This is a genomic window from Microcystis aeruginosa NIES-4325, assembly GCF_008974145.1.
GTDB lineage: Bacteria > Cyanobacteriota > Cyanobacteriia > Cyanobacteriales > Microcystaceae > Microcystis > Microcystis aeruginosa_G.
The window spans coordinates 37,649-60,940 of the sequence record NZ_BJKP01000014.1; the positions used below are offsets into that span (position 1 = coordinate 37,649).

General features: G+C 45.4%; 19 protein-coding genes and 1 pseudogene. 8 read left to right on the top strand and 12 right to left on the bottom strand.

The window, feature by feature from the left end; all coding sequences use genetic code 11:
• Nucleotides 1-389 precede the first annotated feature (389 nt).
• A complete protein-coding gene (locus MiAbW_RS09875; RefSeq protein ID WP_151695979.1) occupies nt 390-1,343 on the top strand; it encodes an ABC transporter ATP-binding protein in 954 nt (317 codons plus the stop codon).
• Between the two features lie 133 nt (nt 1,344-1,476).
• Here MiAbW_RS09875 and MiAbW_RS09880 read toward each other — a convergent pair whose 3' ends face one another.
• Nucleotides 1,477-2,223: a tetratricopeptide repeat protein gene (locus MiAbW_RS09880; RefSeq protein WP_151695980.1), complete on the bottom strand. Its 747-nt coding sequence runs from the start codon at nt 2,221-2,223 to the stop codon at nt 1,477-1,479.
• A gap of 44 nt (nt 2,224-2,267) precedes the next feature.
• Between MiAbW_RS09880 and nblB the strand changes: the two genes are divergently transcribed.
• Nucleotides 2,268-2,933, top strand: coding sequence for a phycobilisome degradation protein NblB (gene nblB / locus MiAbW_RS09885; protein WP_151695981.1), 666 nt, complete (start codon nt 2,268-2,270; stop codon nt 2,931-2,933).
• A gap of 73 nt (nt 2,934-3,006) precedes the next feature.
• Nucleotides 3,007-4,098: a tetratricopeptide repeat protein gene (locus tag MiAbW_RS09890; protein WP_151695982.1), complete on the top strand. Its 1,092-nt coding sequence runs from the start codon at nt 3,007-3,009 to the stop codon at nt 4,096-4,098.
• Between the two features lie 13 nt (nt 4,099-4,111).
• Here MiAbW_RS09890 and MiAbW_RS09895 read toward each other — a convergent pair.
• The 3 genes and pseudogenes from MiAbW_RS09895 to MiAbW_RS09905 all read right to left on the bottom strand — a co-directional run.
• Nucleotides 4,112-4,477, bottom strand: a pseudogene (locus MiAbW_RS09895) (DUF29 domain-containing protein); the annotation flags it as partial.
• 221 nt (nt 4,478-4,698) lie between these two features.
• The gene (locus MiAbW_RS20020) at nt 4,699-5,412 is read right to left on the bottom strand and encodes a PEP-CTERM sorting domain-containing protein (RefSeq protein ID WP_238707234.1); all 714 of its coding nucleotides are present in this window, start codon (nt 5,410-5,412) and stop codon (nt 4,699-4,701) included.
• A 441-nt stretch (nt 5,413-5,853) separates the two neighbouring features.
• Nucleotides 5,854-6,840, bottom strand: coding sequence for an RNA polymerase sigma factor, RpoD/SigA family (locus MiAbW_RS09905; RefSeq protein WP_151695983.1), 987 nt, complete (start codon nt 6,838-6,840; stop codon nt 5,854-5,856).
• Nucleotides 6,841-7,526: 686 nt separating this feature from the next.
• On the opposite strand from MiAbW_RS09905, the gene MiAbW_RS09910 reads away from it, so the two are divergent.
• On the top strand, nt 7,527-8,951 hold the full coding sequence (locus MiAbW_RS09910; protein WP_151695984.1) for a Ni/Fe hydrogenase subunit alpha: 1,425 nt from the start codon (nt 7,527-7,529) through the stop codon (nt 8,949-8,951).
• Between the two features lie 85 nt (nt 8,952-9,036).
• On the opposite strand, the gene MiAbW_RS09915 is transcribed toward MiAbW_RS09910, so the two are convergent.
• Together MiAbW_RS09915 and MiAbW_RS09920 are read right to left on the bottom strand one after the other, a co-directional pair.
• Complete coding sequence (locus tag MiAbW_RS09915; protein ID WP_151695985.1) at nt 9,037-9,609, bottom strand: Uma2 family endonuclease; 573 nt, start codon at nt 9,607-9,609, stop codon at nt 9,037-9,039.
• Between the two features lie 82 nt (nt 9,610-9,691).
• On the bottom strand, nt 9,692-10,963 hold the full coding sequence (locus MiAbW_RS09920; protein ID WP_151695986.1) for a dihydroorotase: 1,272 nt from the start codon (nt 10,961-10,963) through the stop codon (nt 9,692-9,694).
• A 182-nt stretch (nt 10,964-11,145) separates the two neighbouring features.
• On the opposite strand from MiAbW_RS09920, the gene MiAbW_RS09925 reads away from it, so the two are divergent.
• From MiAbW_RS09925 to MiAbW_RS09935, 3 genes are all read left to right on the top strand, one after another.
• Nucleotides 11,146-12,414 (top strand): DNA methyltransferase, encoded by a 1,269-nt coding sequence (locus MiAbW_RS09925; RefSeq protein WP_151695987.1) that lies wholly within the window; start codon nt 11,146-11,148, stop codon nt 12,412-12,414.
• A 180-nt stretch (nt 12,415-12,594) separates the two neighbouring features.
• The gene (locus tag MiAbW_RS09930; protein WP_151695988.1) at nt 12,595-13,326 is read left to right on the top strand and encodes a Uma2 family endonuclease; all 732 of its coding nucleotides are present in this window, start codon (nt 12,595-12,597) and stop codon (nt 13,324-13,326) included.
• A gap of 24 nt (nt 13,327-13,350) precedes the next feature.
• Complete coding sequence (locus tag MiAbW_RS09935) at nt 13,351-14,079, top strand: carbonic anhydrase (protein WP_151695989.1); 729 nt, start codon at nt 13,351-13,353, stop codon at nt 14,077-14,079.
• A 49-nt stretch (nt 14,080-14,128) separates the two neighbouring features.
• Here MiAbW_RS09935 and MiAbW_RS09940 read toward each other — a convergent pair whose 3' ends face one another.
• The 5 genes from MiAbW_RS09940 to rimP form a co-directional block, all read right to left on the bottom strand.
• Nucleotides 14,129-14,698, bottom strand: a complete 570-nt coding sequence (locus MiAbW_RS09940) for a low-complexity tail membrane protein (protein WP_151695990.1) — start codon at nt 14,696-14,698, stop codon at nt 14,129-14,131.
• Nucleotides 14,699-14,928: 230 nt separating this feature from the next.
• Complete coding sequence (gene infB / locus MiAbW_RS09945) at nt 14,929-17,943, bottom strand: translation initiation factor IF-2 (protein WP_151695991.1); 3,015 nt, start codon at nt 17,941-17,943, stop codon at nt 14,929-14,931.
• 111 nt (nt 17,944-18,054) lie between these two features.
• Entirely contained in the window at nt 18,055-18,336 is a 282-nt protein-coding gene (locus tag MiAbW_RS09950) for a YlxR family protein (RefSeq protein ID WP_151695992.1), read from the bottom strand.
• Nucleotides 18,333-19,529 carry a transcription termination factor NusA gene (nusA, locus tag MiAbW_RS09955; RefSeq protein WP_151695993.1) on the bottom strand — a complete coding sequence of 399 codons (1,197 nt, stop codon included), beginning with the start codon at nt 19,527-19,529 and terminating at the stop codon, nt 18,333-18,335. The genes MiAbW_RS09950 and nusA overlap by 4 nt, the downstream gene beginning before the upstream one ends.
• Nucleotides 19,530-19,687: 158 nt before the next feature.
• Nucleotides 19,688-20,158, bottom strand: coding sequence for a ribosome maturation factor RimP (gene rimP, locus MiAbW_RS09960; protein WP_151695994.1), 471 nt, complete (start codon nt 20,156-20,158; stop codon nt 19,688-19,690).
• Between the two features lie 214 nt (nt 20,159-20,372).
• Here rimP and ftsH point away from each other — a divergent pair, with 214 nt between their 5' ends.
• Complete coding sequence (gene ftsH / locus MiAbW_RS09965) at nt 20,373-22,268, top strand: ATP-dependent zinc metalloprotease FtsH (protein WP_151695995.1); 1,896 nt, start codon at nt 20,373-20,375, stop codon at nt 22,266-22,268.
• An 85-nt stretch (nt 22,269-22,353) separates the two neighbouring features.
• Here ftsH and MiAbW_RS09970 read toward each other — a convergent pair whose 3' ends face one another.
• Nucleotides 22,354-23,142 (bottom strand): response regulator transcription factor, encoded by a 789-nt coding sequence (locus MiAbW_RS09970; protein ID WP_151695996.1) that lies wholly within the window; start codon nt 23,140-23,142, stop codon nt 22,354-22,356.
• Nucleotides 23,143-23,292 lie beyond the last annotated feature (150 nt).

The following is a 23,292-nucleotide window of genomic DNA, read 5'->3' on the forward strand; positions in this document are numbered from 1 at the left end:
GCATTTCAGGTGATACCAGTCAATCATAATAGTTACGAAATCTTCACATTTGGTCGATTTTTGCTTAACAATTGAGATGGCCAATTCTCCTCAAATATGGCTGAATCTCTCTCTGGGTAAGCAAATCACATAAAGTTCATTTTGTCAAAGATTGTTAAGATGCGCTTACCCTGAGTCTACACCCCTAAGATGCCCAAGCGACCAGTAAAACTATCACCCCTGGCAGAAAAGATTTATTTTTAAGTGTTTTCACCGAAAATTATTAGATAAGAATATACTGAGAAGATATGAAGGCTCAAACAATTTAACAACAACCGGCAGAAGTCATGGGAGGTAAACCCTGTATTCCTGGTTAGCGAGTCACCGTGAGAACCTAACTAAAAAACTTTATGAACACACCCGAATTAGCCATTGCTACCGTTGGTTTAACCAAACAATTTGACCGTCATGGGGCTGTTAATCAAGTGGATTTACAGATTGAAGCGGGGGAAGTTTACGGGTTAATCGGTCCAAATGGAGCAGGAAAAACCACTTTAATTAGAATGTTAGCAGCAGCGGAAGAACCGACAACGGGAGAAATATATCTGCACGGAGAACGTCTTTTAAGAGATGAGAGTAATCCCCGTCTCAAAAGAAATTTAGGTTATCTGCCCGATAATTTTCCCCTCTATGATGACCTAAATGTCTGGAATTATCTGGATTATTTTGCCCGTCTTTATCAGCTCCCTCGCTCTCAACGTCATCGCCGCATTTATGAGGTTCTAGAACTGGTACAATTAACCAATAAAAGCCATAATTTGATCGCTACTTTATCCCGGGGGATGAAACAACGTTTAAGTTTAGCCCGAACCATTATCCATGAACCTTTAATTTTACTTCTCGATGAACCGGTTTCTGGATTAGACCCGATCGCTCGCCTACAATTTCGTGAGATTATTAAAGTCTTACAATCGGCGGGTATGACTATTTTAATTTCTTCCCATGTCCTTAGTGATTTAGCCGAACTTTGTAGTTCTGTGGGTATAATGGAATTAGGTTATCTAGTGGAAAGTACCTCTTTACAAGAATTAAATCAACGTCTAGCCAGCCAATACTTGCAGATCACGACTCTAGGCAATTTAGAAGCCTTGGAAACCGCTCTTAAACAGTGTGTTTTTGTGGAAAGTTGGCAAAGAATTATTAATACTAATACTCTCCGGGTTAAATTTACGGGAACCCTAGAAGATAGTGCCGAATTGTTGAAATCTTTAGTCGTTTCTGGTCTGATATTAAGCGAGTTTTATACTTGCCGCGAAGATTTAGAAACTATTTTCCTAAAACTGGGACATCGACAGGCATCCTAAGGGGAAATATTAACTTTCAAATCTAGGATATAGCGTTTCCTAAGCTAGTGAGGTACACCTATTTTTCTTCCCTTTTGCCTCTTGCCTTTTGCCTAAAAACCATAACTTTTGTACCTCAGCAGACTGAAAAACGCTATAGTAACTTTTCGACTAATTTAATTTGCTCCTGACTAAAACCCGCTTCCTTCAGGTGTGCCAGAAACCATTTTTGTCGATAACGACCGTCTAAATTCCTAGCCTTTTTATAGGTATCCTGCGCTTTTTTACTATCACCTTGCTCTAAATAAATCATTGCCAAAGCCACAAGAGGATGGGGATTATTTGGCTCTAATTTAACTGCTTTTTCGGCGTTAGTAATAGCTGAATTAAAATCTTTTAAGCGATGATAGGCAAGGGATAAATTATAGTAGGCGATTTCATTATCGGGGTTTAAATTAGCGGCTTTCGTATGAGTGACTACGGCTTTTTCAAGATCACCAGCCACTAGATAAACAATTCCCAAAGCATTATAAGCCTCCACATGATCGGGAGCAATTTTAATCGTTTCCTCTAGGGTTGTTTGTGCCGCAAAAGGTTGTTTAGCTAGGTGTTGTGTCCAGCCTAAAATTACTCTCCCGTCTAGATGATTGGGGTTTAACTGTACCGATTTTTTTAAAGCTTCAATACTTTTGACAAAATCTCCCTGTTGACGATACTGTAATCCCAATTGACGATAACCATTAGCGGCCTTAATGTCTGATGCGGAAATAATCGGACTGGGAGAAGGAGAAATGATTATCTTAGCCGTCGGTTCTTTTTTAATAGGAGAGGGAGGACTACAGCCCCAAAAAACCGGGGAACTAAAGATGATCAAGATAGTCGGGATTCGATAACTATTCATGGGACAATTAATACCAGTCCAATTGTTAAGGGTGTCATCAAATTATGAATTATTCCCCCGAATCCGTGCAACGGCTGCTCGATTCCGATGATTATGGCGATCGCTTATCGGGAGTTAATCAACTGCGTTATTTAGCCCCAGAAATCGCCTTCGAGATGTTACAGCCTTTAATCAACGATAGTAACGCTAGGGTGCGTTATTCGGCGGTAAGTCAGCTAGATATCCTCGGTCGTCAGAATCCTGATCTGGCCTTAACTATTCTACGCGATCGCTTGTTGCATGATCCGGAAGCAGACGTGAAAGCGGCCGCGGCCGATGCGATCGGGGGGTTAAAATTAACGGCAGCCTACGATGATCTGGTGGCCGTCTATCAACAATCCTCCGACTGGTTAATTCAATTTAGCATTGTGGCAGCTTTGGGCGAATTGGGGGAACCCCGGGGCTTTGAACTGCTCGAAATCGCCCTTAACTCCGATAATGAACTGGTAAAAACGGCCGCTGTTAGCGCTTTTGGGGAACTAGGCGACCCTCGCGCCGTCTCTTTACTCGTTCCTTTGGCTAATGATGATGACTGGCAACTGCGCTATCGTCTCGCTCAAGCTTTAGGCCGCCTAGGTGGGCAGGATGCGATCGCTGTTTTGACCCAGTTAACCAGCGACAAAAGCGCCCAAGTCGCCCAAGAAGCCCGCAATAATCTCGCCCAAGGGTAATTCAGAATAGTTGATTTTTGTCAATACCATTTACAATAAACTTTAATTAAGAATCGTTAACAAAGGTAAAGCGATGAAACAATTTACCCGTTTAATCTTGCTCGTCGGTCTTCTCGCAGGGGGCTGTTTCTCTCCCTCAATTGCGATCGCCGATAATCCAGCGGGGGCAATCGTGAGCAAGGATTCACAGGTTAACGAACTACTGCGTCAAGCGCGGCAATTGGTCAAAAATGGCAATTATGGGGAAGCTATAGCCATTTACGAGCGGGCTGCCGCCCTTGATGGCAATAATGCCAAAATTTTCTCCGGGATCGGCTTTTTACAAACACGGCAAGGGGATTATAACGCCGCCGCCCAAGCATACCAAAAAGCTTTAAGTCTCGATCCGAGTAATCCCGACTTTTTCCATGCCCTCGGTTATAGTTTGGCTAATATCGGCGATTATGACAATGCCGCCACCGCTTACTACTACGCTATCCAAATAGAACCGAAAAACGTCCAACACTACCTCGGTTTAGGGGTGGTATTATTACGGCAAAAAAACTATGCAAAAGCGGGCGAAGTTTACCAATGGGTTTTAGCTCTCGACCCCAATAATCAGCAAGCCCACGAAATCATGGGTAAAGCCTTGATTGAACAGAATAAAAGCAGCGAAGCCCTCGATTTTCTCCAAAAATCCCTGCAAAGATTCCCTAACAATAGTGAATTAAGATTGCAACTAGCCAGCCTTTTGCTCAAACAGGGCGATTTAAATGCTGGAACCCAAATTTTAAAAGAAATAGAGCGACAAAGTGCAGGTAATTTTTTAATTCAGCTAAAAATAGGGATTTTACTCGAAAAACAAGAGCGTTTTGACGAGGCTCTCCCCTTTTATCGTCGGGCTGTTTTCCTGCAACCCCAATCTTTGGAAGCACAAGCGGGAATTGGTCGTATCCATCTGGCCAGAAAAGATTATCTTGCGGCAATTATCGCCTATCAAGATTTGGCCGAAATCGCCCCCAATAACGCCGATGTCTATCTTAATCTCGGTCGGGCCTACGCGGGCCGAGGACGAAAAAGAGAGGCGGAGGAAGCTTTTAAGCAAGCGCGAGCGGTTTATGTCCTGAAAAATAATCAATCCGGCCTGCAGGAAGTGGATGCCCTACTGAAGAAATTGCTTGACTGAACCCAGATCAGTTCTCTAAAGCTGTATGGTAGGATGGCTCAAAAATCTCCCGAAGATAGGGCTTTAAACTAGGGCTATCCTCCAGTAAATCTGGAATTTCTGCCCGAAAATTATTGATTTCTCCATGACCATAATTGCCATGACAGTCTCTTTCCGATTGCCAGTAAGTTAATTTGAGTAAATGTTCTAGGAGACGAGTTAAAAGACTTTTGCTCGCGTGTCTTTCACTTCTCCCCATCGATTCAATCTCCTCAATTAAGTTGTCTAAATCCACCTCGGCAAACTGGCCCTTTTTTAATTGTTCTGCCGTGGTTTTTAGCCAGAGATAAAAATCTTCTTCGTATAATGTTGGGGTCGCTGTTTCCGTTGATCTAGTCATGACGAAACTGCCACAGGTGAAAACTAATCGGGATTCTATATCCTAGCAATTCTCGCACTTGTGGGGGACAAAGTCTCTGGTTTTGGGGAATAGGAAGATAGAAGTGGTCACTGATAACTGAAAAGGCTGAGGACTGACGTTCAAAAAGATCGCACTGCATTGATTGAGTACGATCGCTTTCAGTTATCGATTTTTAAGTAGCGAATTGCTGAGTTAGATTCCTACTTTAATAATTTGCGTTGTAAAACTGAACCCGCACCCAAAGCACTAATGGCGAGTAACCCGATTACAGACGTGGGTTCGGGAACCTGACGACAATCAGCTGCATCTATGCAGGGCGTGTCGCGTCCTAGGGTAATGTTATCGAAGGCAATCTGGTTAGCAACCGCAGAGAAATCTACGGACTTGGCTGTACCAAGGAAGCTAACACCAATAGGATCCCAGTTGCAAAAAGTGTTATTGATACCGGGATCACAACCATCGAAAGCATTATTAGGGAGATTAATGGTAGCCAAAAGATTTCCCGTTCCGTTTAGGCCGTCATAGACTTTAACTGGAGTTGGTGGATTGGTTGCATTTGCACTGAAAAAGAAGAAAAAACCGGTTGTAACCCCCGCCGTTACGTTCATCAGAAAATTAGTGCCGCTGCTGCTTAAGAAAAAAGCAGTAGTGTCTGGCGAAGGTTCGTTGATAAAGTTCCCAGTACCACCAGCACTTTCAGAGATGAAGGCTTGAGCGCCATCCCCAAATGAAATGCCTAAGTTGCCCCCTGAACCGCCATCGTAAAAGTTGAGAATTTGCTCGTTATCTAGCAATCCCTCAAAATCAAGAAGGATTGGCTGGGCATTAGCCCTATCAACGGCTAAAACACAGGTGGAAAGAGCCACTCCAGAAGCGATTAGTGACAATCTTTTGATTGTGCTTGAAGTCTTCATAGTTCACCAAGTTCAAATTGAATTTATTTCAACGGTTAGGCAAAAACACTTGAGGACTTGTTCTGCCCTACAAAGTAATTCTTGACCTAACCCTAAGTCTAGACACTGCAATTTTAAAAGTCAAGCCGTTTTATGTGTTTTTTGGTCAAGGTTAAATCTTTTTTTGGGGAGATTTTATGGACAACAGTGGCTGAAAATCGCTGAAAATTGAGGATTTTAGCACAATTACTCAAACTGCATTTCCCTGCTCCTCGCTCCGGTAATCATAGACAATCTTAACAATTATTTTAGATATTCAACAGCTTATCTTCTCAGTCTTATCGTCAAAGAAACCCAGAATAATTTCACTTTTTTGTTAAGATTAGTTACAAATCTTTAGCAAAAATAAACCCGAAAAAAAAGAGAGCGCCAGCTCTCCTTTTTGATTATCTGCTAATTTTACTAACTAGCGACAATATATTCCTTGACATTAGCCCGGCGACGGCGTAAATGAGCCAAGGCCTGGTGTTCTAATTGTCGCACCCGTTCCCGACTGATGTTCATTCTCTGACCGATTTTGGCTAGGGATAACTCTTTGCCATCGGTTAAACCGAAACGGAGAGTAATCACTTCCCGTTGTTGGGGGGTTAATTCGGCCAGGAGATTGGCTAAGTCTTGCCGTAATAACTCTTGGGTGATGAAGGTATCGGGAGAAACTCCGCTATCTTCTAATAATTCCGACAATTCCGTATCTTGATTATCGCCGACGCGCACATCAAGGGAGATGGGTTGACGAGCCATACTGAGATATTCGCGGATTTGAGCGGGTTCTAGCTCTAATTCCAGGGCAATCTCGGCAGGTGTGGCACTTCTCCCCAGTTTTTGGGCGAGTTCGCGCTGGGTTCTTTTGATTTTGTTCAGTTTTTCGGTGATATGGATGGGTAAACGAATGGTGCGGGCCTGTTGAGCGATCGCACGGGTAATCGCTTGTCGAATCCACCAGTAGGCATAGGTAGAAAATTTATAACCTTTGGTGGGATCAAATTTCTCTACACCTCTTTCTAATCCCAGACTACCCTCTTGAATTAGATCTAGGAATTCCATGTTCCGCTTTTGATATTTCTTGGCGATCGCAACCACCAAGCGGAGGTTAGCTTCAATCATTTTCCGTTTAGCTCGATCACCGGTTTTCAAGGCGCGATCCAGTTCATTTTCGCTTAAATTCACCGAATCCGCCCACTCCAAGTGCTGTGGTTCCCGTCCTAATTGCTTCGATAGTGCTTCTTTCCCTTCTAACAGGCTCATCATCCGTTGGACTTGTTTGCCGTAAATAATTTCTTGTTCGTGAGTTAGGAGAGGAACTCGCCCAATTTCGTGCAGATAGGTACGCACCATATCGGCATTGAGGGTGGGCTGTGATTGAGTTTGGTTGGTTTTTGCTGTGGGCATTGGTTTGGTGGTGACTCCTTGACACAGAAAAAGTCTGTTACTATTCCGACTCCCGGGTGAGTCTGGCTTATCTGAAGTCGGTATGAGTTTGATCGGAATTTCTTTGATTGTATCCTGCGCTTTTAGACGCGGGCAATCCCCTAAAGGTTCAAAGCTAATTCATTCTTTGGTATGATGTTAAGTTTATCCTCTTTTCTCAACATTTAGAACAAAGATACCACACCAAAGGGATAGCAACTGAAATCGCTTGTTTTTGGGTCGCTTTTTCCTGAATCCTCGGCAGTGCCTCTGATATTGTTAGGCAAGATTACAAGACAAAAAGGTGACTTTCCCGATTAGCTGCGAACAATCCAGCCAACTTCCGACCTTTTCGCCCTCAGCCTTGAGAGGAAAACTGACAGCCGAGAACCGACTTCTATATATATAATGACCGATCAACACCAGCAAAGAGAGATGTGATTATTGCGGATTTCCGAACTATTTTCTGTAGTATTTGCTACAAAATGTCAAATTAGCCCCGATTGAGAATCGGGAAAAATTGTTATAAAAATTAGGATTGCTAGGAGGGTAATAACTATCATAGAGACAGCAGGGCGGAGATCGGGATCAATTATCGTCTAAACTAAGCTCGATCGCACTCTCCACAATACCGTTCTGTGGAACTCCTGAACAATGAGGACTTATCTATGACTAAAACCGTCGTTATCGATCCCGTCACCCGGATCGAGGGCCATGCCAAGATATCGATTTTCCTTGACGATGGGGGGGAAGTGGATGACGTGCGTTTTCATGTGGTCGAGTATCGCGGGTTTGAGAAATTCTGCGAGGGACGGCCGATGTGGGAGATGGCGGGAATTACTGCCCGAATTTGCGGCATTTGTCCCGTTAGTCACCTACTTTGTGCCGCCAAAACCGGCGATAAAATTCTAGCGGTGCAAATCCCCCCCGCAGGTGAAAAACTGCGGCGCTTGATGAATTTGGGACAATTAACCCAATCCCATGCTTTAAGCTTTTTCCATCTTAGCAGCCCCGATTTTCTGCTTGGTTGGGAAAGTGACCCCGCTAAACGGAATGTTTTCGGTTTAATCGCCGCCGATCCCGACCTAGCGCGAGCGGGCATCCGTTTACGTCAATTTGGACAGAAAGTTATTGAACTTTTGGGGGCGAAAAAAATTCACCCCGCTTGGTCTGTCCCGGGGGGTGTGCGTTCCCCTTTGAGCGAAGAAGGGCGACAATGGATTAAAGAACGACTGCCGGAGTCTAAAGCGACTCTTTACACGGCTTTAAACCTGTTTAAAGGACTTCTGGACAATTTAACCACAGAAATCGCCGCTTTTGGTAATTTCCCTTCCCTGTTTATGGGATTGGTCGGTAAACGGGACGAGTGGGAACACTACGGTGGTCATATTCGTTTTACCGATAGTCAAGGCAATATCGTGGCCGATAACCTCAGCGAAGACAATTATCGCGATTATATCGGCGAATCAGTAGAAAAATGGTCTTATTTGAAGTTTCCCTACTATAAACCCCTCGGTTATCCCGACGGTATCTATCGAGTTGGTCCGTTGGCGCGCTTAAATGTTTGTTCCCATTTTGGCACGGAGGGAGCGGATATAGAGTTACGGGAATATCGCCATCGGGTCGGTGGTGTAGCCACCTCTTCTTTTTACTATCATTATGCTCGTTTAGTGGAGATTTTGGGCTGTTTAGAGCGTATCGAACTTTTAATCGACGATCCCGATATAGTTTCTCAACGCTGCAGGGCCGAAGCAGGAATTAATAATCTGCAAGGGGTGGGAGTTAGTGAAGCGCCCCGGGGTACTTTATTCCATGATTATAAAGTGGATGAAAATGGTTTGATTGAAACGGTGAATTTAATTATTGCCACGGGTAATAATAATTTAGCCATGAATCAAACGGTGAAACAAATCGCCCAACATTATATCCATGGTGGCGAAATTCCTGAAGCGATGTTAAACCGGGTGGAAGCGGGTATTCGTTGCTATGATCCCTGTTTAAGTTGTTCCACTCACGCTATGGGACAAATGCCGCTACAGCTAGAGTTAGTTAATGCAGCCGGTGAGGTGATTAATACTCGACAAAGGGGTTAATTATCTTAAGTTGTTGGGGGGTTAGGAAATAGGACAAATTTCTCCTAATACCTGACCCCGTTTTACTATTTTTACGATCAAGATTCTAGCTAAGAATTTCTAGGTTTTGATAAAGAATTTCTATCGGACAAGAAAAGTTAATACACTTAATAGTGATTAAATCTCCCGCTTGATAAATATGGGGAATCCAGAGGTTATTAGATTGACGTTGATATTGTTCAATTAGGACTTGTTTTTGCTCAATCAATAGATATTCCTGTAATTCGGGGATAGTTTGATAATCGGCCAATTTATCGCCTCTATCAAAGGCTGCCGTGGAGTCGGATAAAACTTCGATAATCACTCGCGGATGCAGGATAAAATCTTCCTGGGAAACTCGATCCCGTTGGTCACAAGTAATGGCAAAATCGGGATAATACAAGATATTTAAGCTAGGGAGACGCACTTTCATATCGGTAGCGTAGGCAAGACAAACACTACCCCGTAAATGATTAATTAATTGGGCTGAAAGATTACCTGTGATGATAACATGGGCTTTACTGGCCCCCGCCATCGCCAAGATTTGCCCTTGCATATATTCATGTTTAATGGGACTAATTTTCTCTATTTCTAGATAGTCTTGGGGAGTAAAATAAGCGTGACTTTTACTGGCTGTCATGGTGTTTACCTCGATCATTGATTGATCGAATAAAAATAAATTATGCCAACTTTAAAAACCCAATCCCCCCTTTCCTAAACCTTTAAAAATTCCACATTTCTAACACTTTTCCCGTAATTGTTTGATTTAACCAGAAAGTATTATGACTGAGAGAGTGAAGATTATTGACCGTTACTTTCCAGCTTGCTTGGGGATGAAAAAGAATTGCTTCTGCGGGATTACCGGGGTTGAGAGATGCCGGTTTTTGTTGTAAACAATGACAGGGATTGAGACTAAGCGCTTGCCATAATTGTAAAGCTGATAATTGCCCGGTTATTACTAATTTTTCCCAGAGTAGCGGTAAAGCTAATTCTAACCCGATCGCGCCGGGGGGTGCTTCTGCAAAAGAGACGGTTTTTTCTTCGTAGGTATAGGGACGATGATCGATCGCGATTGCATCGATAATTCCCTCCTTAATTGCCGCAATTAACGCCTTGCGATCGCTTTCGTTGCCCAAGGGTGGAGCGAGGTGTAAACTGGGATGATAGCTGGCGATCGATCCTGTATTTAAGAGGAGATGCAACCACGTCACACTAGCGGTTATCGGCAATCCCCGCATTTTTGCCTCGCGAATTAATTCCACTCCCCGACGGGTAGAAATTCGCATTAGGTGAACAGGTGTATTAATTTCGCCGACGATTTCTAAAATTGTGGCTAAAGCAGTGGTTTCGGAAATAGCAGGATCTCCGGGTAAACCGAAGCGAATCGAGGTTTCTCCCTCACGCATGACTCCATTACCCTTTAATTGCTGATTTACGGGGGAAAGGGCGATATTTTTACCGAAGGGTTTTAGGTATTCCAATAAGTGCCGCAACAGTCCCAAATCTTCCAGACTGCGATTATCGGTAAAACCCACCGCTACAGGCATTAAATCGGCTAATTCCGTCATTTTTTGCCCTTGCCTTCCTAGGGTGAGACTTGCCCAAAAATGCAGACGAGTCGATTTTGAGTCAAAAAACCCTTGACTTTTTTGCTGTAATGTGCTAATGAGTGCGGGGTGATCGAGAGGGGGGAGAGTATTGGGGAGAATTGCCAACCGGGTGCAGCCTCCGGCCGTGGCCGCTTTGAGCAAAGATGCGAGGGTTTCTCTGTCCTCGTGGCCGGGTTCCCCGGAATGACTGTAGAGATCGACTAATCCGGGAGCAAAAATACAGTTTTGACCAGAAATATAGTTACTATTTTCTCTTGGGGGAAGCTGAGATTCGATCGCTTTAATTACCCCCTCCTCAATCCAGACATCGGCAATGCGATCGGTTTGTGTCAGGGGGTCAAGGACTCTAACCTGTTCTATGATCGTCGAGGATTGGCTATTCACGCAGACTAATTAAAACGTCATTTTTTCCTCTGGCAGTATATCACGTTAAGTAAAAAGTAAAAAGCAAAAAAGTTGAGTTCTCGGTTAGGTTGGGGGACGATAAGTTAGAATACTGATCAACTAAGGTTTTAATCTTTATTTTAATTGGCCAGTCCACCCTAGGCAGAATTGATAGCCGAATCATGCAGCTAGAACTTTTCGATTCTAATAATTTAGAAGAATTTAATCAGGGAACCCCGCGATTAGTTTCTTTTCGAGATTTGGTACCAGAAATCACCAGCACCAGTTATCTAACCCATGGCATCTATTATTATCCCGCCAAATTTATTCCTCAAGTGGTGAGATTTTGTCTTGATAATTACACTAAAAAGGATGATTGGATTATCGATCCTTTTGCTGGTTCGGGTACGGTGGGTTTAGAGGCTAAACTTTCTCAAAGAAATGCGGTTTTAACTGATCTTAATTATCTTTTAAACCATATTATACCGATTAAAATCACAGAACACCAAGAACCATTGAGTTACTCAGAGTTAGATAAAAAAATCTTAGAAGTTTTTGCCAGTAAGGATAAATTTATCCCTCAGTGGTCAAATTTAAACTATTGGTATCCAGAGGAGATTTTAGCAGTTTTACAGAAACTTTGGGCAGGTCAAAAAAATCTAGAACCTGATTTATACTCCCAGATAATTCAAGCAGTTTTAGTAAAAGTTAGTAAACAGTTTTCCTATGCAGAACATACCAAACCTAAATTATTTCAATCGAAATACAAAAAATCAGATATACAGGAAATATTACAAAGAGATTGGCAAGAGGAATTAAAACAGACAATTAAAGAGATGACTTTTGAAACTTTAACCAGCGTCAATCAATATATTACCGTAACTTGGCGCAATTATAATCAGGTGCTTTTTTATGGAGGAGTAGATAGTGCAACTTTTGAGATCGAGCAAAATCTAGAGTTAGATTGTTTAATTAGTTCACCCCCCTATCTGCAAGCACAAGAATATATCAGAACAGCAAAACTAGATTTATATTGGTTAGGATATACAGAAAAAGAAGTGCAAAAAATCTCTAAGCTAGAAATTCCCTACCGACAGGCTACCAGATTAATAGAAACTGAAACCTTAAATCAGGTGAGATCGAGTTTAGAGAAAGAGAATTTACATAAAATACTCGATTCCTACTTTTGTCACACCATCAACGCTTTAGAAAATGCCACCAGAAAATTAAAACAAGCTGGGAAAGCTTGCATTTTTGTCGGTAATCCGAAAGTGGATGGAGTGGAAGTAGAAACTTGGCGAATATTAGGGGAATATTTTCAGGAAAATGGCTTTATTTTTAATACTGTCTTTGAGGATAGAATTAAAACCAGACAGTTATTCAAATCTCGCAAGAATAAAAATCCTGATGGCATGAAATCCGAATATTTACTAATTTTAGAGAAAAGGTAGGTCTAGTTTAATCAAATCGAATAGAAAAAATATCAACAACTTCCCAGAGATAGCAATGATTCGCAAGGTTAAAACATTGATAAATCTACAGTGAAATAGTTAAGGGCTGAGGACTGATTGCTAACTGCTGTAACAAATTTAGTTTATAATTAATTATCAACCTATCTCTGTTGGAAAACCATGACTATCGCTGAAAGCTTACCCCTAGTCGAGTCTCATGTAAACCCTGAGATAATCTTCCCAGAAGGCCAATTTTGGAGTGATGAACCCCCTTTGGAAAGTAACCTACATCTACAACAAATTATTTTATTAATTCAGTGTTTAGAATGGTGGTGGCGCGAGCGAGAAGATTATTTTGCCGCCGGCAATTTAACCATTTATTACAGTCCTAACCAGAAAAAGTCAGAATTCTTTCGTGGTCCCGATTTTTTCGTCGTTTTGGGGACAAATCCCAACCCCAACCGCAGAAGTTGGGTAGTTTGGCAAGAAGAGGGCAAATATCCCAATTTAATTATCGAAATTCTCTCCGATAGTACCGCCAAAGTTGACCGAGAGGAGAAAAAACAAATTTATCAAGATATATTTCGCACTCCCGATTATTTTTGGTTTGACCCAGAAAGCTTAGAATTTGAAGGATTTACCCTAATTAGCGGTCAATATCAACCGATTGCCCCCAATCCGCAGGGATGGCTCTGGAGTCAACAATTAGGCTTATATTTGGGTTTATTCGCCAATAAATTGCGCTATTTTACCCCCGAAGGCGAATTAGTACCCACTCCCGCAGAAGCGGCACAACAGGCAGAAAATCGGGCTGTAGAAGCAGAAAATCAAGTCCAACAGGAAAGGCAGAAATCCGCAAAATTAGCGGCTAAACTGCGGGAATTGGGCATAAATCCCCAAGAAAATTTCTAATTAGGGTTTGCTGAATTGAATCCCATGTATAGACGAGAATTACTGCAATTTATTGGCTCTCAGGCTCTTTTTGGGGCTATTAATCCAGAATTTACTTGGAATTATCAAAATATTGACCATTGGGGCGAATTATCAACGAATTATCGCCTCTGCAGCACGGGAAAGCAACAAACACCGATCGATCTGAGTATAGTGACTGAAAAAGAGCTATACCAACCCACCTTTAATTATCGTCCTGTGCCGCTAAAAATTCGGCATAACGGTCGTACAATCTTAGTTCAGACCAAAAAAGGTGGAAATATGAGTTTTCACGGCGAAAACTGGGATTTATTGCAGTTCCATTTTCATCACCCCAGCGAACATCAGATTAAAGGTCAGTCTTTCCCTCTGGAAATTCATTTAGTGCATGGGAATGAGAGGGGAAATTTAGCAGTTGTGGGCATTTTAGCCAAAATTGGGGCAAATAATCCCTATTTACAAACCATTTGGGATTATTTGCCCCGAGAACCTTCTCCTGAAATGATTATCCCCGATACTTGGGTCAATGCCGGGCTTTTACTGCCAGAAAATAGCGGTTTCTATGAATATCGGGGGTCTTTGTCCACTCCTCCCTGTAGCGAGGATGTTCTCTGGTTAGTCTGGCAAAATGCGATCGAAATTTCTCCCCAACAACTGCAACAATTGGCCGAGATTTTTCCCCGTAATACTAGGGATATTCAACCCTTAAACGGGCGATCAATCCTGCATTCCTAGTGGACGGTGAGCCTGTCGAACCGCAGAAATTGTCGGCATTTTAGCTAATTTAGATAATTTTATTAACTTTTAGACCAACAATAGTAAATAACTCAGGAATACGCTCAATAACTAAAGCTTCGGTGGCTGTCCAGTCACTTTCCTTCGTGGCTAAAACCCCAAGAACACTCAGAGGAACTTGTAGAAACAGGTGACTTAAGAGGAGAGCGATCGCCGCAATGACTAAACCTAAAAGCCGCCATTGGGGGAGATAGGCGGCCACGGCAGCCGCTAGAGGGGCAAAATTATAGATGGGCCAAGCGATGAGAATTAGGAGGAGGACTCCCAAAAGAGTAAGAAGACGATGGCGAGGACGTTGAAAAAGAGAGAGAATTTTTAACTGTTCAGGGGTGAGTTGACTCGGTTTTAGGGCGACCAACAAAAGACTAAAGATATCAAAGGGTTTTGTCCACTGCATCCAAAAGACGGGGACAATGGCGATCGCTCCTAGAAATAGCCATTCTAGCCAAAGAAAAGGCAGAGGATCGCCCACAGCTAAACCAATCCAAGCGATTTGTAAAAAGATTGGCAAGGCCGCTAACCCTGCCAGATGAATCCACAAAAAGGGTTCTGATTTCATATAGGGAAGTGGGAAGTGGGAAGTGGGAAGTGGGGAGTGGGAAGTGGGGAAGTGGGGAGAATAAATAAAAATAATCTCCTGACTCCGTTCGGACCTCGGCGTGAGCTCACCGTCGAAGCCTGAGCTCACGGCCGAAGCCTGAATCCCGAATCCTGACTCCGTTCGGCGGTTCGGCTGAGCTCACCGTCGAAGCCTGAGCTCACGGCCGAAGCCTGAAGGTGACCGTCTAATTAACTGGATAAAGTGCGACGTTTCATGACCATTTCGTAGGCTTCGATAATATCGCCTTCTTTCCAGTCATTGAATTTAGAAACACCGACACCGCACTCGAAACCGGTGGCTACTTCCCGGGCATCTTCCTTCATCCGTTTGAGGGAATCAAGAACCCCCTGATAAACAATTTCCTTGCCGCGCCGCACGCGCAGGAAGCGGTTACGCACCAGTTTGCCGGATTGGACATAACAGCCTGCTACGGCCCCACGACCGACGGTGAAGACGGCGCGCACTTCGGCGAAACCGAGGTGTTCTTCTACTTCTTCGGGGTCGAGAAGTCCTTCCATGGCCCCTTGAATATCATCGAGAAGCTTGTAGATGATGTTGTAATCGCGGATATCGACTCCTTCTCGATCGGCGGATGCTCTGGCTCCACTGGCTAGGGTGGTATTAAAGCCTACTACTACTGCTCCACTGGCGGCGGCTAGATCTACATCGGTTTCGGTGATTTCCCCGGGGGAGGCGAGGAGTACGCGAATTTGGACTTCGTTTTGGGGTAACTGTTTGAGTGCGCCGAGTATGGCTTCGACGGAACCTTGTACATCTGCTTTGAGGATGAGATTAAGTTCTTTGAGTTGTCCTTCTTGCGCTTGGATAGAGAGGGTGCTAAGGCTAACGCGTCGGGAGGAGAGGGCTTGTTGTAATCGGGTATTGCGTTGTTCGATCGCCCGTTGATCAGCGATCGATCGGGCCTCTTTTTCACTTTCATAGACATCGAACTCATCGCCGGCGGCCGGAACATCACTAAGACCGAGGATTTCCACGGCGAAGGAGGGGGTGGCGGCTTCGACTTTTTGACCGCGGTCATCGATCATAGCCCGAATTTTGCCGAAAACGGAACCAGCGACGATGCTATCTCCGACGCGGAGTGTGCCGTTCTGGACGAGCAGGGTGGCTACGGGACCTTTGGTGCGATCGAGGTTAGCTTCGATCACGGTTCCCTTGGCCAAGCGATCGGGGTTAGCGACCAATTCCTCCACTTCTGCCACCAAGAGGATCATTTCCAGCAGATTATCGAGATTTTCACCCCGCAGGGCGCTCACGGGAACCATAATCGTCTCACCGCCCCAATCTTCGGCCACCAGTCCCTGTTCGGTCAATTCCTGTTTAATCCGGTCGGGGTTAGCCGAGGGTTTATCGACTTTGTTAATCGCCACCAAGATGGGGACTTCGGCAGCCCTGGCGTGACTAATTGCCTCTTTCGTTTGGGGTTGTACGCCATCATCGGCGGCCACCACCAGCACCGCTATATCGGTGACTCTCGCCCCGCGGGCCCGCATGGCGGTAAAAGCTTCGTGGCCGGGGGTATCCAAAAAGACAATCTGTTCCGGTTTGCCGTTATGTTCCACATCGACGTGGTAAGCACCGATGTGCTGGGTGATGCCGCCGGCTTCCCCCTGGGCGACTTTGGTTTTGCGGATCGAGTCGAGGAGGGTGGTTTTGCCATGGTCAACGTGACCCATAATGGTGACGACGGGGGGACGACGCTGGAGTTTTTCCCGGTCGGAGATGTCGATCATTTCTGTGGTTTTGATTGCCGCTGACTGGGTGCTGGGGGTTTCTACGGCGATCTCGAAGTCTCTGGCGATCATCTCGATGGTGTCTATGTCGAGTGTTTGGGTGATGTTAACGGCCATCCCTTTTAAAAATAGGGTTCTGATGATCTCGGTTTCGGGGACTTTCATTTTTTCTGATAGGTCGCGCACGGTGAGACTGCTGGTGATGATGATGCTTTCTGGACGTTTTTCTTCTTGGGTTTCTTGGCGATCGCTTTTGGGGCTGCTGGTGTGGGCGGTTGGTTTACTGGGCCGTTTTACTTTGACTGCTGTGGGACCGCCAGGGGTGGCGGCTTTAGCGGTGGGGGGTTTGGGGGGACGAGCGGTGGACAGGGTAAAACTGGGGGTATTGATTAACCCGGACAGTTCTGTTTCTAGATCGTCGTCTTCTTCAATGAGGGCTTGGGTGCGGCGTTTGTTTTTGCCGGCGGTTTTGGCGGTTTTGGCTGCTTTTTTCTCTTCTTCTTCTTCTTCTTCCCAGCTTGTTTTTTTGGCCATGCGTGGGGGCATGGTGGGTCGTTTGAGTTTTTTTAGCCCGTCTGCTCCGAGTATTCCAGTGTCTGTGTCGATTTCTGTGCCATCAACTCCAGTTTTCTTGGTAGTGTCGGTTTCTTGCTCGCCAGTAGCCGAGATTTTAGCGGGTATTCCTGGGCGAACTGGGCGCTTCAATTCGACGGTCTCCCGTATTTCTCTGGCTGGTTTTCCCTCGGGTTTGCGGTTGAGGGTGGGTTTTTCTGGTTTGGCTATGCTGCCCCGGTGCTCAGGACTAGGGGCGTTTTCGCTCTCGCCGCGCTCGCGTTTTTCTCCTCGGGGTTTGTCGTTACCGCCTGGGGCATTTTTAGGTCGGGGTTCTGGCCGGCCTGAGGCGCTGCCCGGGCGTGGTTTCGGGGTGAGGGAGGGTCGATTAGGTGGGGCGATTAAGGTGGGGGATAATTCTGGCACTAGCGGGGTTTCGGTCGGGGTTTCCTTAACACTGGCGGACTGAGATGGCATCTGTGCAGCGGTGGGGGGGGTTTTTTCGGCCGCACCGTCGCGCCCTGGGGCAGCAACGAGGGGTTTAACCGGGGGACGGGGAGGACTGATTAAAGTCGGTTTGGCTGAGGAACCGGCTGGACTGGGGTAGCTTTCTCCTTCTTCGCCAGTTTCGGGGCGGTTGTGTTTATGCAGGGCTAAAATCTTTTGTTTTTTTTCTTCGGCAGGACTAACCGATTCGCGCTGACCCGTGCTATTTCTACTGGTACTCGAAACAACTCCCTTCGCAGCGATTGCCTTGATGCGTTGGGCATCCTCTTCGCTGATCGTGCTACTGTGGCTCTTGTACTCGATGTTCAACTGGTCACAGATATCCAAAATGTCTTTGTTGTCTAGATTCAATTCTTTTGATAAATCGTAAATTCTGACTTTCGCGTTACTCATCCATTATCCCCCGGCTAAAGTGTTAGTGATCCTATAAGTTGGCTGATTTTTTGATCCTGTCAGGACTGCCCCCTTTCCATGCTAACGATTTTGTGGCTATGATCGTCAATTTTAATCCTGATTTGGACCCCCTTGCTTGGCAGTCCCGATGCGCTCTTGCAAGGATTCATAAAGCGTTTCGGGAATATTGGCTTTTAGGGCGCGTCCGAGACGATTTTTTTGCTGGGCCAGTTGCAGGCAATTAGGTTGCGGACAGATATAGGCGGATCTTCCCATGCCTTGATCTAATTGTATCTGTCCGGACGGGTGTAGTCGGACAATTCGCCAAAAGGATTCTTTCGGGGCGAAGAGACGGCAGCTAACACAGCGTCGATAATTGACGAAGGGGTTCATTCTTGGTCTAAATCCTGAGCTTCTGGGTCGTTTTCATCGGTTTTTACTTCTTGTTCTCCTTTATACAGGGCTATATCCTTAATATCGATTTTCCAGCCCGTCAGACGGGCGGCTAGACGCACGTTCTGCCCTTCTTTGCCAATCGCTAAACTTAATTGATCCTGTGCCACCAGTACCAATGCTTGTCTTTCTTCGGCATTAGTAAACAAAACTTGGTCAATACGGGCGGGACTAAGGGCATTGGCGATGTAGGTGGCGGGATCTGGAGACCAGCGAATCACGTCGATTTTTTCCCCCCGCAATTCGTTCACCACGGCTTGAATCCGCGAACCTCTGGCCCCAATACAGGCCCCAACCGGATCCACGTCTCTCTCTAGGGTATCGACGGCGATTTTTGTCCGCGAACCAACGTGACGGGAGGGGGGATTGGCTTCCCGGGCGACGGCGACAATACGCACGATTTCCTCCTCGATTTCGGGAACTTCGTTGGCGAACAGATATACTACCAAGCCCGCCGCCGCTCTGGAAACAATTAATTGCGGGCCACGGTGAGAACCTTCCAAGACTTTTTTGAGCAGCACTTTAAAGGTGGCGTTGGCGCGATAGTTATCGTTGGGCAGCTGTTCCCGTTTGGGTAGTTCTGCTTCCACTTCCGGTTGACCGTAGGTACTTTGTACCATGACAATAGCGGCCTGTCTTTCAAAACGGACGACCCGGGCCTGTAAAACGGTTCCTTCCAGATCTTGGAACTCCTCTTGAATCATTTTGCGTTGGTTATCCCGCAGTTTTTGCAGTAAAACCTGTTTAGTTTGAATCGCCGCCATGCGACCAAATTCTTTTTGGTCGGGGGTGACATCAAGAACTACTTCATCCCCTAATTGGGCCTCATCGGCCACTTCTTGCACTTCTTTGAGACCGATGTGATGGTCGGGATTGGTCACTTCTTCCACAATAGTTTTAGTAGAAAGAATGCGAAAGCCTTCTTCTTCTACGTCTAATTCCACATCAAAGTTATTGAAATAATCTTCATGGAATTGAGCGGCTTTTTCTAAACTTTGGGCGCGTCGATAACGTTCGTAACCCTTGATCAGTGCTTCACGCAAGGCTTCCTGTACAGCATTTTTGGGCAGATTATGTCGTTGGCTAATTTCTTCGAGCATTATTTTTAACCCGGGCAAATTAACAGTAGCCATAATTATTTTTTCTCCTTACTTTTGAGTTATTGGTTTTTTATCCGTCAGCCTTGTATCAGTTATCAGATGTAAGTTTTAAGTTAATCAGTTATCAGATGTAAGTTCTAAGTTAATCAGTTAGTTAGTTATTTATCTTCATCTTTATCCCTGATTACTGATTACTGATTACTGCGCTGCTCATCTAAACGGACGCTGATGACAGTGGTGCGATCGATGGTCAGGGAGCGACCCTTTTGGTTAAGATAAATAGATTTCTCATCTCTACCTTGCAGTTTTCCGCGCCATTCTTTTGGTTTTCCCTGGCTATCCTGGCCGGTAATGATGACGGGAAAACCTTTAAAAGACTGAAATTCGCGCTCACTGCTCAGTTGTCGAGAAATGCCCGGGCTAGATATTTCTAAAACGTAGGCACCTGGTAAGATTTCTTGACTGTCGAGGGCGGTTTCTAAAGACCGACTCATCTGCTCACAGTCCTCTAAACCGGTATCTCCCGCAAGATTGCGAATATCGACGCGCAGGACGGGAGGCCTTTTATTGGTTTGGAAAACGATATCGACCACTTCTAGCCCCAAGTTTTCAGCAATAGGGGTGGCTAGGTGCAGCAGGTCGGGGATGAGCGGATGGGTCATGATTTGGACAATAAAAAAAGCGGGCGAAACCCACTTCCCTAAACTGTTAGTGATTGGGATAGGCAGTTGTTAGACCACCTAGCTGAATACAGTATAGCAAAAAACCGTCATCACTATTTGCCATCAGGGTCGTGCCGGGGGAAAAACAGAACAGTGGTCACGATCGAGTCGATCTGTCACAATGAATACAGGGTAACTAAATATAGAGTCAATTATGGATCAAAAATCTCCGCTCACCGTAGTTAGAGCCAAGTCAGCTAAGAATCGTGGTCATCGGCCAGCATGGAAAGGGATTGTCACCACTTGGATGATTCTGCAAACCTTTGGCTATGTCACAGCTGCTTGGAGTCAAAAAACCCCAAATACCCTCACCTACGGTGAATTGTTAGAGAAAATCGAGCAAGGAAAGGTAAAAAAGGTGGAAATCAATCCTTCTTTGCAGCAAGCAGCAGTTACCCTCGTCGGTCAAGCGGACAAGGAGCCCGCGAAAGAAGTCAATTTATTTGACCAAAATCCCGAATTAATCAAGAAACTGGATGCTAAGAAAATTGAGTACGGTATTCTCCCTCGCACTGACAATTCGGCCTTGATCAATGTTCTCACTAACCTGTTAGTCATTATAATCGTCTTGGGATTGTTGGTGTTTATTATCCGTCGTTCCGCTAATGCTTCTGGTCAAGCGATGAACTTCGGTAAATCAAGAGCGCGGTTTCAGATGGAGGCGAAAACCGGCATAGAATTCAATGATGTGGCGGGTGTGGATGAGGCCAAGGAAGATCTACAGGAAGTAGTAACATTCCTCAAACAACCAGAAAAATTTACGGCGATTGGCGCAAAAATCCCCAAAGGAGTCCTATTAATTGGTCCACCGGGGACGGGGAAAACTTTGCTGGCTAAAGCGATCGCAGGAGAGGCGGGAGTGCCTTTTTTCAGCATCTCCGGGTCGGAATTTGTGGAGATGTTTGTCGGGGTTGGTGCGTCGCGAGTGCGAGATCTGTTCCGAAAAGCCCAGGAAAATGCCCCTTGTTTGGTTTTTATCGATGAAATTGATGCCGTTGGTCGTCAAAGAGGGGTCGGTTATGGGGGAGGTAATGATGAACGGGAACAAACCCTGAACCAATTATTGACGGAAATGGACGGTTTTGAGGAAAATACTGGCATTATCGTCATTGCCGCCACCAACCGTCCCGATGTTTTGGATTCAGCCCTTTTGCGTCCGGGTCGTTTCGATCGACAGGTAGTGGTGGATTATCCAGATTTTAAGGGACGTTTGGCCATTTTAGAAGTCCATTCTCGCGATAAAAAGGTGGCTGCTGATGTGGCTCTGGAGGCGATCGCCCGTCGCACACCCGGTTTTACTGGGGCAGATTTGGCTAATATGCTCAACGAAGCGGCGATTTTTACCGCTAGAAGGCGGAAAGAGGCCATTACCATGGCGGAAGTCAACGATGCGATCGATCGGATTGTGGCCGGTATGGAAGGGCGCGCTTTAGTCGATAGTAAAGCCAAGCGTTTGATCGCCTATCATGAGGTCGGCCATGCGATTGTCGGTACTCTCTGTCCCGGTCACGATCAAGTGGAAAAAGTCACCCTGATTCCCCGGGGTCAAGCGCAGGGGTTAACTTGGTTCACTCCCGATGAGGAACAGGGTTTAACCAGTCGTTCCCAGTTATTAGCCCGAATTGCGGGATTATTAGGGGGACGGGTGGCGGAGGAATGTATCTTCGGTGAGGATGAAGTGACCACCGGGGCTGGTAATGATATTGAAAAAATTACCTATCTGGCCCGACAGATGGTAACGCGTCTGGGAATGTCGGAATTGGGATTAATTGCCCTAGAGGAGGAGGGCAATTCCTATCTCGGTGGCGCTGGTGCCAGTTATCATGCCGACCATTCCTTCGCGATGATGGCGAAAATCGATGCACAAGTGCGGGAACTTGTCAAGCAATGCCACGATTTAGCAACAAAAATTATCCTTGACAATCGTGTGGCGATTGATCGCTTGGTGGATATACTGATTGAACAGGAAACTATTGACGGCGAGGAATTCCGGCGTTTATTGACGGAATTTCAGCGACAAGCGGATCGGTCAATGGTGACTACGGTTTAACTCGCCCTTCGTCTCCTCGCTTCGATTAAGTGTTTAGGAGACGATTTCGGCAAAACATCTGCTAATCAGTCGGACAAAGCCAGAATTAACGACTAGCATTGTGAGCAGGAATTTTATTAATCGAATGACCGTTATGATTGCCCTTGGTGGAGGCAATAATATTAGCTTCTAAAGCTGAATTCATCTCGGCCAACATTTCTAGATTAAAACGATAGCCGACGTTGCGGACGGTTTGAATCAAATTAGGTTGTCTGGGATCGGTTTCGATTTTTTTCCGCAAAGAGAGAACATGAGTATCGATTGTCCGGGGATTATCGATTTCCTCGGGCCAAGCGCGACGCAGTAAATCGGCTCTTGATAGGGGTGTTCCCTCCGCTTGGGCTAAAACGTAGAGTAGGCTAAACTCTTGGGGCGTTAATTCGATATACTCCCCGCGAAATTGTACCCGTCGTTGGGCTAAATCTATTTTTAATTGCCCATAATCCAAGTGTAGCGGAGCAGCCCTACTGCCTAAACGACGAGTTAACACTTCTACCCTAGCCATAAATTCTTGCATTCCAAAGGGCTTTCTCAGGTAGTCGTCGGCCCCTGCTTTTAAACCATTGACCACATCTTTTTCGCCATTGCGGGCCGAGAGAATCAGTATTAAAGACTGTTTTTGTTGATAAAGCCAACGGCAGAGTTCGATTCCATCCCCGTCGGGCAAGTCGGAATCGATAATTGCTAAGGTTGGTTGACGATGAAGGAAAGCTTGACGCGCACTTTGCAGGGTTGCCGATTGATTGACCAAATAACCGGCCTGTTGCAGATGCCAAGCTAATAGCGATCGCAAGTGCGGGTTGCCCTCAACAATAGAAATATGGATCGATACCACTTGAATTTCTGCCCCATTACTGCACAGATTGACACATTGTCAGGATATCAGAATTAATGTCAAGATGTTGTAACAATTGTAACATTCGTTAGCTGTCAGCCGTCAGGAGTCAGTATTCAGGGGTCAGATGTGAGTTTTCAGTTCACTGAT

What these genes read in the sequence shown, in the direction of transcription:
- MiAbW_RS09875 (WP_151695979.1), top strand. Translation starts at nt 390, where the DNA reads ATGAACACACCCGAATTAGCCATTGCTACCGTTGGTTTAACCAAACAA.
- MiAbW_RS09880 (WP_151695980.1), bottom strand. Translation starts at nt 2,223, where the DNA reads ATGAATAGTTATCGAATCCCGACTATCTTGATCATCTTTAGTTCCCCG.
- nblB (WP_151695981.1), top strand. Translation starts at nt 2,268, where the DNA reads ATGAATTATTCCCCCGAATCCGTGCAACGGCTGCTCGATTCCGATGAT.
- MiAbW_RS09890 (WP_151695982.1), top strand. Translation starts at nt 3,007, where the DNA reads ATGAAACAATTTACCCGTTTAATCTTGCTCGTCGGTCTTCTCGCAGGG.
- MiAbW_RS20020 (WP_238707234.1), bottom strand. Translation starts at nt 5,412, where the DNA reads ATGAAGACTTCAAGCACAATCAAAAGATTGTCACTAATCGCTTCTGGA.
- MiAbW_RS09905 (WP_151695983.1), bottom strand. Translation starts at nt 6,840, where the DNA reads ATGCCCACAGCAAAAACCAACCAAACTCAATCACAGCCCACCCTCAAT.
- MiAbW_RS09910 (WP_151695984.1), top strand. Translation starts at nt 7,527, where the DNA reads ATGACTAAAACCGTCGTTATCGATCCCGTCACCCGGATCGAGGGCCAT.
- MiAbW_RS09915 (WP_151695985.1), bottom strand. Translation starts at nt 9,609, where the DNA reads ATGACAGCCAGTAAAAGTCACGCTTATTTTACTCCCCAAGACTATCTA.
- MiAbW_RS09925 (WP_151695987.1), top strand. Translation starts at nt 11,146, where the DNA reads ATGCAGCTAGAACTTTTCGATTCTAATAATTTAGAAGAATTTAATCAG.
- MiAbW_RS09930 (WP_151695988.1), top strand. Translation starts at nt 12,595, where the DNA reads ATGACTATCGCTGAAAGCTTACCCCTAGTCGAGTCTCATGTAAACCCT.
- MiAbW_RS09935 (WP_151695989.1), top strand. Translation starts at nt 13,351, where the DNA reads ATGTATAGACGAGAATTACTGCAATTTATTGGCTCTCAGGCTCTTTTT.
- MiAbW_RS09940 (WP_151695990.1), bottom strand. Translation starts at nt 14,698, where the DNA reads ATGAAATCAGAACCCTTTTTGTGGATTCATCTGGCAGGGTTAGCGGCC.
- infB (WP_151695991.1), bottom strand. Translation starts at nt 17,943, where the DNA reads ATGAGTAACGCGAAAGTCAGAATTTACGATTTATCAAAAGAATTGAAT.
- MiAbW_RS09950 (WP_151695992.1), bottom strand. Translation starts at nt 18,336, where the DNA reads ATGAACCCCTTCGTCAATTATCGACGCTGTGTTAGCTGCCGTCTCTTC.
- nusA (WP_151695993.1), bottom strand. Translation starts at nt 19,529, where the DNA reads ATGGCTACTGTTAATTTGCCCGGGTTAAAAATAATGCTCGAAGAAATT.
- rimP (WP_151695994.1), bottom strand. Translation starts at nt 20,158, where the DNA reads ATGACCCATCCGCTCATCCCCGACCTGCTGCACCTAGCCACCCCTATT.
- ftsH (WP_151695995.1), top strand. Translation starts at nt 20,373, where the DNA reads ATGGATCAAAAATCTCCGCTCACCGTAGTTAGAGCCAAGTCAGCTAAG.